The 11,336-nt window shown below is 66.8% G+C and carries 9 protein-coding genes; 5 read left to right on the forward strand and 4 right to left on the reverse strand.

The window, feature by feature from the left end; genetic code table 11:
• Window positions 1-24: 24 nt before the first annotated feature.
• Complete coding sequence (locus ASG11_RS10535) at window positions 25-447, forward strand: hypothetical protein (protein ID WP_055778740.1); 423 nt, start codon at window positions 25-27, stop codon at window positions 445-447.
• Between the two features lie 4 nt (window positions 448-451).
• On the opposite strand, the gene trpE is transcribed toward ASG11_RS10535, so the two are convergent.
• Both trpE and ASG11_RS10545 read right to left on the reverse strand, forming a co-directional pair.
• Complete coding sequence (gene trpE / locus ASG11_RS10540; RefSeq protein ID WP_055778743.1) at window positions 452-1,966, reverse strand: anthranilate synthase component I; 1,515 nt, start codon at window positions 1,964-1,966, stop codon at window positions 452-454.
• 5 nt (window positions 1,967-1,971) lie between these two features.
• Entirely contained in the window at window positions 1,972-3,921 is a 1,950-nt protein-coding gene (locus ASG11_RS10545) for a peptidylprolyl isomerase (RefSeq protein WP_055778746.1), read from the reverse strand.
• A 139-nt stretch (window positions 3,922-4,060) separates the two neighbouring features.
• Here ASG11_RS10545 and tpiA point away from each other — a divergent pair, with 139 nt between their 5' ends.
• Window positions 4,061-4,807, forward strand: coding sequence for a triose-phosphate isomerase (gene tpiA / locus ASG11_RS10550; RefSeq protein ID WP_055778750.1), 747 nt, complete (start codon window positions 4,061-4,063; stop codon window positions 4,805-4,807).
• A gap of 190 nt (window positions 4,808-4,997) precedes the next feature.
• Here the strand turns inward: tpiA and ASG11_RS10555 are convergent, their stop codons facing one another.
• Window positions 4,998-6,380, reverse strand: coding sequence for a leucyl aminopeptidase family protein (locus ASG11_RS10555; protein WP_055778753.1), 1,383 nt, complete (start codon window positions 6,378-6,380; stop codon window positions 4,998-5,000).
• 196 nt (window positions 6,381-6,576) lie between these two features.
• Here ASG11_RS10555 and ASG11_RS10560 point away from each other — a divergent pair, with 196 nt between their 5' ends.
• From ASG11_RS10560 to ASG11_RS10570, 3 genes are all read left to right on the forward strand, one after another.
• Window positions 6,577-8,958, forward strand: coding sequence for a membrane-bound PQQ-dependent dehydrogenase, glucose/quinate/shikimate family (locus ASG11_RS10560; protein ID WP_055778756.1), 2,382 nt, complete (start codon window positions 6,577-6,579; stop codon window positions 8,956-8,958).
• On the forward strand, window positions 8,958-9,347 hold the full coding sequence (locus ASG11_RS10565) for an MAPEG family protein (RefSeq protein ID WP_055778759.1): 390 nt from the start codon (window positions 8,958-8,960) through the stop codon (window positions 9,345-9,347). The genes ASG11_RS10560 and ASG11_RS10565 overlap by 1 nt, the downstream gene beginning before the upstream one ends.
• A 98-nt stretch (window positions 9,348-9,445) precedes the next feature.
• Window positions 9,446-9,910 carry a hemerythrin domain-containing protein gene (locus tag ASG11_RS10570; RefSeq protein ID WP_055778761.1) on the forward strand — a complete coding sequence of 155 codons (465 nt, stop codon included), beginning with the start codon at window positions 9,446-9,448 and terminating at the stop codon, window positions 9,908-9,910.
• Between the two features lie 5 nt (window positions 9,911-9,915).
• Here ASG11_RS10570 and rimO read toward each other — a convergent pair whose 3' ends face one another.
• Window positions 9,916-11,244 (reverse strand): 30S ribosomal protein S12 methylthiotransferase RimO, encoded by a 1,329-nt coding sequence (rimO, locus tag ASG11_RS10575; RefSeq protein ID WP_055778763.1) that lies wholly within the window; start codon window positions 11,242-11,244, stop codon window positions 9,916-9,918.
• Window positions 11,245-11,336 lie beyond the last annotated feature (92 nt).

Consider the following 11,336-nt stretch of genomic DNA (forward strand, 5'->3'; position numbering starts at 1 on the left):
GCGTCACCCCCAGGAGTTCTCCCGATGATCCGCCTTATCGCCGCTTCAGTGCTGCTTTCGATCGGGGCGCCCGCGTTGGCGCAGACGGCGCAGGCCGATCAGTCCGCCACCGCGGGGACCGTGCCGGTGCAACGCATCCGCAATGTGCAGTTGAAGCCGGGTGATCCCTGCCCGAAGGGCGCGGCGGACGAGATCATCGTGTGCGGCACGCTGGAGGACCCGTATCGCATCCCGAAAAACCTGCGCGAGACCAAGCCGAGCGCTGCGACTCAGAGCTGGGTGAACCGCGCGGCCACGCTCGACGATGTCGGCCGCGAGGCGGGCGGGCTGCCGAACACCTGTTCGCCGGTCGGCAGCGGCGGCCAGACCGGATGCACCACCAAGCTATTGCGCGATTACACCGCCGAGAAGGTCGACGAGCGCCGGAAGGCGAGTTCGGTTCCCTGATCGGTCACTGCCCGAAGCCGGCCTCGCCCGCGCGCGCGATCGCTTCGCGTGCGGCGGCGAGCAGCGCTCCGGCCTTGGCCTCGCACTCGCGCTGTTCGTAGACCGGATCGCTGTCGGCGACGATGCCGGCACCGGCCTGGACGTGCATCACACCGTCCTTCACCACCGCCGTCCGCAACACGATGCAGGAATCCATCGATCCGTCGGGCGAGAAATAGCCTACGCCGCCGGCATAGGCACCCCGTGTCTCGCATTCGAGTTCGGCGATGATCCCGCAGGCACGGACCTTGGGCGCGCCGCTGACCGTGCCGGCGGGGAAGCCGGCGAGCAAAGCATCGACCGCGTCGTGCGGTTCGTCCAGTCGCCCGACCACGTTCGATACGATGTGCATGACATGGCTGTAGAATTCGACCGTGTAGCTGTCCGTGACGGTGACGGTGCCGGCGGAGGCGATGCGGCCGACATCGTTGCGGCCGAGATCGAGCAGCATCAGATGCTCGGCGCGTTCCTTGGGATCGGCGAGGAGGCTGGTGCGGTTGGCCTCGTCTTCGGCCGGGGTCCTACCGCGCGGACGGGTGCCGGCGATCGGCCGGATCGTGACCTCCCCGTCGCGGACGCGGACGAGGATTTCGGGCGACGAGCCGGTCAGCGTGAAGCCGGGCAGATCGAGATGGTAGAGGAAGGGCGACGGGTTGATGCGGCGCAGCGCGCGGTACAGTTCGATCGGCGGGAGCGTGAACGGCACGGTGAAGCGCTGCGCGAGAACGACCTGGAAGATGTCCCCGGCGACGATATACTCCTTGGCGCGAGCGACCATCTCGCCGTAGCGGCCCTCCGGCAGGACTGGCGTTAGCGCGACCTGCGGGGCGTCGGGCAGACGCGCGGGCGCGGGCAGGCCGGCGCTGGCGAGGCGCGCGGCGACGGCGTCGATCCGCTCTTCGCCCTCGGCGACGATCGCGGCGGGATCGCGCGTGGCATCGGGCCAGACCGGGGCGACGAGGAACAGCGCGTCGGCGAGGCGATCGAAGATCAGCACGATCGTCGGGCGGACGAAGATCATGTCGGGCAGGTCGAGCGGATTGGCCTCCGGCTGCGGCAGGGTCTCCACCAGACCGATCGTCTCGTAACCGAAATAGCCCACCAGGCAGGCGAGCGCGCGCGGCAGTTCGGACGGCACGGCCATCCGACAATCGGCGACCAGAGCGCGCAGGGCCTCGAGCGTCGGCGCCTCGCAGGACGAGAAGGCGTCGCGATCGGTGAGCCAGTTGCGGTTGATCTCGGCGGAATTGCCCTGCGCGCGGAAAACGAGATCGGGGGCAAGGCCGATCAGGCTGTGCCGCCCACGGATCGCGCCGCCCTCGACCGATTCGAGCAGGAAGTCGCCCCGGCCCGGCTCGATCAGCTTGAGCGCGGCGGCGACCGGCGTCTCGGTATCGGCGATCTGACGCCGCCACACGAGTGCCGGCTGGCCGGCGGCGAGCGCCGCCAGCGGGTCGATGATACCTTGCGTCGCGCTCACATCCGTCAGTTCGCGGCCGTCTGGCCGAGCAATTGCGCCTTCAGCGCGGCGATCGCCGCGGCGTTCTTCTTGACGCCGACGATGTCGCGGACCGCATTGGTGAACTGCTCGGTATATTCGCGGCCGACCAGCTTGCCGAGATCGCCCTGCGTGGCGCGGATCACCGCGGCGTTGCCGGTCGCGTTGCCGCGGTCGATCTTGTCGAGCTTGATGACGTACCAGCCCTGATTGTCCGGCGCTTCGAGCAGCTTGGCGCTGTTCTCGGCCATGCTGAACATCAAAACGAGCGGCGGCGGGGCACCGCGCGGGTTGGCGGCCATCTGCGCGCGCGAGGTGTTGAGCGGCTGGACCGGCGGGGTCTTCACGCCGCTGGCCGCGAACAGCGACGCGAACGGCTGGCCCTTATTGGCCTTGGCGACGATGTCGTTGGCGATCGTGCGCGCGGCGCGGCGGGCGCGATCGATCTGGAAGTCGCGGGCGACGACGGCGCGGATCTGCGCCACCGGCGGCGCACCGGGAGCGACGACGCGGCCCAACGCGACGACCGCGAAGCCGCCGGTCGGATCGACCTGCACCATCTGCGGCGCATCGCTGGGATTGGCGGCGAAGGCGGCGGTGACGATCGGCATGAAATCGGGCGCGGCCTTCTTAGTCGGATCGTTCGGATCCCGGCCATCGGCGAGCAGCGGCGGGGTCGCCTGCGGCGACAGCTTCTGCTGCGTCATGATATCGTCGAAGGTGGCGTGATTGTTGCTGACCGAATCGTCGATCGCGTCATGAATGCGGCCGAGCACTTCCAGCGTCTTGGTCTTTGTCACGCTCGCGATCAGTTCCGGCTTCGCCTGTTCGAGCGTCTTGCCCGGAACCTGTTCGACCTTGTCCACACGGACCAGAGCGAAGCCGATCGCGGAGCGCACCGGGCCGACCAGCGCGCCCTTGGCGGCGGCGAACACGGCATCGGCGGCCGCCGGCGAACTCTGTGCGGCATACCCGACCTTGTCGAGCGCGGTGAGCTTGGTGGGTTCGAGTCCGGCGGCGCGCGCCGCGGCATCGAGCGGCGTGCCCGCCTTGACCTTGGCGATCAGCGCGTTGGCGGCGGCCTGATCGGCGACGATCACCTGCACCAGATCGCGCTTTTCGGTCGCGGTGAAGGTGCGGGCCTGCGCCTTGTAGGCGGCGGCGAGTTCGGCCTCGGTCGGCGTGGTCTGCGCCTTGATCTGGTCGTTGGTGACCATCGCGTAGCGGATCACGCGGCGCTCCGGGATCGTGTAGCGCGCGAGGTTGCGGGCATACCAGGACGCGACCTCCGCATCCGTGGCGGGCGCGCCGTCGCCCATCGCCTTGGTGGGAATGAAGCCCATCTCGCCCTGGCGCTTCTCGAGCAGCAGCGAGGCGTAGGGCAGGGCGACCTTCTGCGCCACCTGCGCTGCGGGCAGGATTGGGAAGATCAGCTGCCGGCCGATAAGCTGCTTGACGAGGCCTTCGCGTACACCGCGATCCGTCAGCCCCTGTTGCGACAGCAACTGTTCGTAGGCCGCCTGGCTGAACTTGCCATCCGGGCCTTGCAGCGAGGGCACACCCGCGATCTGGCCGTCGATCAGCTTCTTGCTGATGACCATGCCTTGCTTTTGCCCGAACTCCTGCAACGCCAGTTCGACGATGCTGCGATCGAGCGTCGGCTCGAACCCGCCGCCGGCGACGAACTTGACGACGTCGAGGCCCGGCTGCTGCTGGGCGTAATTCTGCACCTGGCTCTGGATTTCCTGGGTCAGCGCCGGGACGGTCACTTCCCCCTTGCCGACCTTGGCCAGCGTTGTGGACTTCGGATCGCCGGTACCCTTCGTCAGATTGGCGAGGTCGCCGCCGGCGAAGGACAGGACCAGCATCGCCAGAAGCGCGAAGGCGATGACGAGGCCGACCTTCGAATGGATGATACCGCGAATGACGCTGAGCATGGAGAACCGATCGTGTTGGCCCGTGCCGGGCAGAAGTTGCAGTCGCTTTACGGGCAGGACGATGCGGCTTCAAGCTTGTGTGAATCGGCGCGGGCGCTCTATCGGTCGGGCAGCGACAAAAACGGTTTCGGGGGCGGGGATGACACGACGCAGGCTGATAGCGGGCAATTGGAAGATGAACGGCGACCGCGCGGCGCTGAGCGAACTGGGTGGAATCGCCATCGCCGCGCAATGCGCGCCGGGGATCGACGTCGCGATCGCCGTACCGGCGACGCTGATCGCGCCGGCGGTGGCTGCCGCGCCGGGCCTGAGCATCGGCGCGCAGGACGTGCACTGGTCGGCCAAGGGCGCGCATACCGGATGCATCTCGGTCGGCATGATCGCCGAGGCCGGGGCTGGCTTCTCGATCGTCGGACATAGCGAGCGGCGGGCCGACAATGGCGAGACCGACGGGCAGGTGAAGGCCAAGGCCGAGGCGCTGCTGGCCGGCGGACTGGAGGCGATCCTGTGCGTGGGCGAGACGCTGGCCGAGCGCGATGCCGGGCAGGCCGAGGCGGTGGTGACCGGGCAGTTGGCGGCGAGCCTGCCGGATGGCGCCGCGGCGAAATGGCTGTCGATCGCCTACGAGCCGGTCTGGGCGATCGGTACGGGTCGGACACCGACGGTTGCCGACGTGGCGGCGATGCACGGCGCAATCCGGGCCAAGCTGCGCGCGTTGATCGGCACGGAAGCGGATGCGGTGCGGTTGCTCTATGGCGGGTCGGTGACCGGCGACAATGCGGCTGAGCTGCTGGGGGCCGGCGACGTGGACGGCGCGCTGGTCGGCGGCGCGAGCCTGACGGCGGCGAAGTTCGTGCCGATCGTGGAGGCTGGTGCGGGGCTTTAGTGTCGAAAAGCTACGCTGTTGCCTAATTCATATCCGTTCGTGCTGAGCTTGTCGAAGCACCGTTCTTTGATCCGCAAGCAATGAACTGGCGGCAAGAAGGGCGGTGCTTCGACAAGCTCGGCACCAACGGATCAGGGTGGTGCAAACAGATCGCAAGCCTTGACGGGAAGCAGCCGGAGTACCGAGCTTTCTAGCCGTAACGCGTTTTCAGGACCGCCCATGCCGCGCGCAGGCCAAGTGCGTCGCCGCCTTTCGGGCGGCCGGGCTTGGCCGACGGCCGCCAGGCGAAGGTATCGAAGTGCGCCCAGGGTGTCTCTTTCGGCACGAAGCGACGCAGGAACAAAGCGGCGGTGGTCGCGCCGGCATATCCGCCCTCGGCCGAGTTCACCAGTTCGGCGATGTCGGATTTGAGCATGTCGTCATAACCGTCCCACAGCGGCATGCGCCATAACGGGTCGCCAACCTGCGCGCCCGCCGCGAGCAGATCGCTTGCCAGCGCGTCGTCATTGCTGAAGGTGGCGGGCAGATCCGGGCCGAGTGCGACGCGCGCGGCCCCGGTGAGGGTGGCATAGTCGATGATGAGTTCCGGCTTGTCCTCGCCCGCCTTGGTCAGCGTGTCGCCCAGCACCAGGCGGCCTTCGGCGTCGGTATTGGTGTTCTCGACCGTAAGGCCCTGCCGAGTCCTGAGCACGTCGCCGGGGCGGAACGCGCTGCCGGAGATGCTGTTCTCCACCGCCGGCACGAGCAGATGCAGGCGGACCTTCAGCCGCGCGGCCATGACGAGACTGGCGAGCGCGAGCGCATGCGCCGCGCCGCCCATATCCTTCTTCATCAGCGCCATGCCGCCGCCGGGTTTGATGTTGAGGCCGCCGGTGTCGAACGTCACGCCCTTGCCGACGATGGCGATGCGCGGATGCTTGGGATCGCCCCATTCGAGTTCGATCAGGCGCGGCGCGCGATCGGCCGCGGCGGCTTTGCCGACCGTGTGGATCATCGGATAGCCCTTGGCGAGCGGTTCGCCCTTGGTGACGGTGAGCGTGGCCCCATGCGCCTTGGCGAGCGTGTCGGCCCGCGCCTCCAGATCGGCCGGCCCCATGTCGGACGCGGGCGTGTTGACGAGGTCGCGCACGAGCGCGGTGGCGGCGGCGAGGCGGACGGTTTCCTCGATCCGGGCGGGGTCCCCGGTGAGCAGGACGCGCGCGCCGACCTCGTCGCCCTTGCGGTACGCATCGAAGCGATATTGCGCGAGCAGCCAGCCGAGCATCGCCGCGCCAGGGTCGCCCTCGGCCAAGCGATAGGTCCCCGCCGGCAATTGCTCGCCGAGCGAAGCGATGCGCCACGGCGAATCGAGGCTTTCGTTGCAGACCAGCAGCATCGACCAGTCGTCCGCCGCGTCGCCGGGCAGGACGGCGCGGTTGCCGGCCTTGCCGGTCAGCCGGTGCGCGGAGACGGCGGTGCGGGTGCGCTGCGGTTGTTTCGCCAGCCAAGCGTCATAGGCATCAGGATGGACGACGTGGATCGTGCGCGCGCTCTGGCCGCGATCGGCCTGGAGCAGGGTGGAGAAATCGGTCATCGCGGGGTCATTTCGGCAATTGGGGCGGGGGACGATCCTAGAGCAGGAACCTGCCGAGATGAAATGCCCTGATTTGCGCTTGCAATCCATGCAGGCGCGATGACCCAGGTTTCAGGCAGGATACGCTACGGCATCCGGAACCAATACGATGCCGTTCCGTTTGCGATCCAACTCACTCAAGTCAGGACATTCCATCATGCCGAAGCGCCGCAGCTGGGCCGCCACGATCCTTGGTATCGTGATCGCGGCGATCGGGCTCGTGCTGGCGATCGGTGGGGTGTGGCTCGCGGCTCTCGGCGGATCGCTTTATTATTTGGTGACCGGCGTGGCGATGCTGGCGGCGGGCTTGCAACTGGTGCGCGGCCGGATGGCGGGCGTGTGGATCTATGTCGCAATCTTCGTGCTGACGTTCCTGTGGGCGTTGTGGGAAGTGGGGCTCGAGCCCTGGGCCCTGGTGCCGCGCGTGATCGCGCCTCTGGTGCTGCTGATCGCGGCCTTGCTGGTGATGCCCACCTTGAGCGTGGCGCGGAACCGCTGGAAGGCCGGGCTGTTCAGCGCCGGCGCGGTCCTCGTCGTAGCGGCATTGTTCTTCGGCATCCTCGGTTTCCAGGACAATGTCGCGGTTGCCGCGCTGCCGGCGCAGAATTCGCAGGGCATGGCCGATCCATCCGGTCAGGCGACGGGTGCCGACTGGCCGGCTTATGGCGGAACGACGAGTGCACGACGCTACTCACCGCTGACGCAGATCAGTCTCAGCAATGTCGGCAAGCTGGAAAAGGTGTGGGAGACGCATACCGGTGGCCTGCCGACCGATCCGCAGTTCACCAAATTGTACGGCACCGAGAACACGCCGCTCAAGGTCGGCAACCTGCTGTACACGTGCACCGCGAAGAACGTGATCGTCGCGCTGGATCCCGCGACGGGCAAGCAGGCGTGGCGCTTCGACCCGAAGGTACCGGACGACTGGATTCCCTACACGACCGCTTGCCGCGGCGTGGTCTATTATGCCGTGCCGAATGCGCCGCAGGGCAGCCTGTGCGCGACCCGGATCGTCGAAGGCACGCTGGATTCGCGGCTGATCGCGGTCGATGCGCTGACCGGCAAGCCGTGCACCGATTTCGGTACCAACGGTCAGACCGATACCAAGATCGGCATGGGCGACGTGTATCCGGGCTACGCCTCGATCAACTCCGCCCCGACCGTGGTACGCGGCGTCGCGGTGGTCGGGCATCAGATCCTCGACGGGCAGACCAAGTTCGCGCCGTCGGGCGTGATCCAGGGCTTCGACATGGTGACCGGCAAGCTGCGCTGGGCATGGGACATGATGCACCCGGACTGGAACGGCTATCCGCCTGCCGGGCAATATTGGTCACGCGGCACCCCGAATTCCTGGACCGGCGCTTCGGGCGACGAGCAGCTCGGGCTGGCCTATGTGCCGATGGGCAATGCCGCGAACGATTATCTGAGCAGCCATCGCAGCCCCCAGGAAAACCAGTACGCCACCTCGCTGGTCGCTTTGGACGTGATGACCGGCAAGCCGCGCTGGACGTTCCAGGCCGTGAAGAAGGACGTATGGGATTACGACTTCGGCAGCCAGGCGACCTTGATCGATTACAAGGGCACGCCGGCGATCGTCGTGCCGAGCAAGCAGGGCGACATGTACGTGCTGGACCGCGCGACGGGCCGGGCGCTGACCCCGATCGGCACGGTGCAGGCACCGGGCGGCGGGGCGGAACCCGCCCAGCGTGCGGCGACGCAGATCGTGTCGCTGTGGCATACGCTGCGCCGCCCGCAGCTGCTGACCGAGCGCGACATGTGGGGCATGTCCCCGATCGATCAGCTGTTCTGCCGCATCCAGTTCCGCCAGGCGGATTATCGCGGCTTCTTCACGCCACCGAGCGTGGGCAAGCGCTCGGTCGAATATCCCGGCTATAACGGCGGCAGCGATTGGGGCGGCGTGTCGGTCGATCCGGTGCGCGGCGTGATCGTCGCCAATTACAACGACATGCCGAACTATGTGAAGCTGGTGCCGCGCGCCGAGGCGACGAAGCTCGGCGTGCTGCCGCGCTTCATGACGCCGGGCAAATCGTCCTCGACCTCGCACTCGATCGATCCACAATGGGCATCGCCCTATGCGGTGAACGTGAATGCCGGTTGGCGCGTGCCGTGGACCGGCATGCTGTGCAAGCAGCCGCCATATGGCGGGATCCGCGCGATCGACATCGCGACGGGCAAGACCTTGTGGGATCGGCCGTTCGGGACGGCCCGCAAGAACGGGCCGTTCGGCATCCCGTCCGGTCTGCCCTTCCACATCGGCACGCCGAACAATGGCGGCAGCGTGGTGACGGCGAGCGGACTGGTGTTCATCGCCGCCGCCACCGATGACCTGATCCGCGCGATCGATCTGCGCACCGGCAAGACGGTATGGAGTGCGAAGCTGCCCGCTGGCGGACAGGCGACGCCGATGGTCTACGAGCAGGGCGGCCGGGAATTCCTGGTGATCTTCGCCGGTGGCCATCACTTCATGGAGACACCGGCCGGCGACAGCGTGATCGCCTATGCCTTGCCGAGGGCGTGATGACGACCGAACTGACGATCCTCGGCCTGTCGGTCCTGTTGCTGGTCGTGCATATCGGCATCCAGGGCCAGACCGTGACCAAGGAGCGTGGGCGGGCGTGGAATGCCAGCGCGCGGGACGAACAGCAGAGGCCGTTGGGGGTCGTTGCCGGGCGGGCGCAGCGGGCGCTGGACAATTACAAGGAGACCTGGCCCGCTTTCATCGCGCTTGCGCTGGCACTTGCCGTGTCCGGGCAGAGCGGCGGGATCGGGGCGATCGGGGCGTGCGTGTGGTTCGCGGCTCGGATCGTCTACGTGCCGCTCTATCTGCTCGGCGTGGTCGGCTGGCGATCGGTGGCGTTTCTCGTATCGCTTCTGGGGCTGGGGATGATGTTGGTGCGGCTCTTTTGAACCGTGTCGGTGCAGAATAAATGCCCCATAACGGTTTTTTAGGAACCGCTTAACTGCGCCTCATCAAGTCTCCGGCTACAAGCTGGGGATTTACGCGAATGATCGAACGAAGCACGTTGTCGGACGAGCATGCGGCGATCCTGGAGATCGCCGGCGCCATTCTGGACATCATCGCGCAACCGGATTTCGACGTCATCCTGGCGATCAAGATGCGCTGGCGGCTGGGCCATGCGCTGGCCGTGCATCTCGCGAAAGAGGACAAGATCATCTATCCGCGCCTGAAACAGCAGGGCAACGCGCAGGTCGCGGATCTCGCGCAGCGTTTCGAACGCGAAATGGGCGGCCTGTCGGTCGAATATCAGCGCTATATGGTGGCCTGGGCCGGCGAGAGCATCCGCGCCGACCGCGATGCGTTCCGCGCCGACACGCGCCGCATCCTGTCGCTCCTGGCGCTGCGTGTCGAGCGCGAGGAGGCGGAGTTGTATCCGATGTACGAAGCGACCGGCGAGACCGCTGCCGTAACCGGCGGACATCTGGCCCCGCCGTTCGCCAAATCCGGCTGACGCGCTTAGATGGGCACGCCGTACAGATCGTGCTCGTCCGCATCCTCGATCGCGACGGGCACGATATCGCCTTGCTTGAGATGTCCGGCGTCGCGCAGGAACACCTCGCCGTCGATCTCGGGCGCATCGGCCTTCGAACGTCCGGTTGCGCCGCCCTCCTCGTCCACGGCATCGATGATGACATCCAGCGTGCGGCCGATCCTGGCCTGCAGCTTCTCCGCCGAAATGCGCGCGGTCAGCTCCATCAACCGGGCATACCGCTCCTCCTTGACCTCTTCCGGCACGTGGTTCGGCAGATCGTTGGCGGCGGCCCCCTCGACGGGCTCGAAGCGGAATGCGCCGACGCGATCGAGCCGCGCCTCTTCCAGCCAGTCCATCAGATATCTGAAATCGTCCTCCGTCTCGCCGGGGAAGCCAACGACGAAGGTCGAGCGGATCGCGATATCCGGGGCGATCGTGCGCCAGTTCTTGATCCGCTCCAAGACCTTCGCCTCGTTGGCCGGGCGGCGCATGAGCTTCAGGACGTTACGGCTGGCATGCTGGAACGGGATGTCGAGATAGGGAAGGATCAGCCCATCGGCCATTAGCGGGATGACCTGATCGACGTGCGGATACGGGTAGACGTAGTGCAGGCGCACCCAGGCACCGAGCTTGCCGAGCTCGCGCGACAGGTCGGTCATGTGAGCGCGAACTTCCTCGCCATGCCACATGCGGGGCTGGTGGCGGATGTCCACGCCGTACGCCGACGTGTCCTGGCTGATGACCAGCAATTCCTTTGTGCCGGCCTCGATCAGCTTTTCCGCCTCGCGCAGGATCGCATCGGGGCGGCGGCTGACGAGATCGCCGCGTAGCGACGGGATTATGCAGAAGGAGCAGCGGTGGTTGCAGCCTTCGCTGATCTTCAGATAGCTGTAGTGGCGCGGGGTGAGTTTCAGGCCACTGTCGGGCACGAGATTGAGGAATGCGCTGGGCGGCATCGGCGCCGCGTCATGCACCGCGCCGACGACCTCTTCATATTGATGCGCGCCGGTGACGGCGAGGATACCCGGGAACTTGGCGCGGATCATCTCCGCTTCCTTGCCCATGCAGCCGGTAACGATGACGCGGCCGTTCTCGGCGATCGCCTCGCCGATCGCCTCGAGCGATTCTTCCTTGGCGGAGTCGAGGAAGCCGCAGGTATTGACCAGCACGACATCCGCCCCGGCATAGTCCGGCGACATCGCATATCCGTCCGAGCGGAGCTTGGTGAGGATGCGTTCGCTATCGACCAGGTTCTTCGGACAGCCGAGCGAAACCATGCCGATCTTCGGCGGGGAGGGGAGTATCGTTGCCATGGGAGGGGCGGCATGTAGGGCAAGTGGGCGGATTTTTCCAGCGGTGCGTTTCGCTTGCGCTTTTCCGTGTGTCCTGAGCTTGTCGAAGGACT

Source organism: Sphingomonas sp. Leaf357, assembly GCF_001423845.1.
GTDB lineage: Bacteria > Pseudomonadota > Alphaproteobacteria > Sphingomonadales > Sphingomonadaceae > Sphingomonas.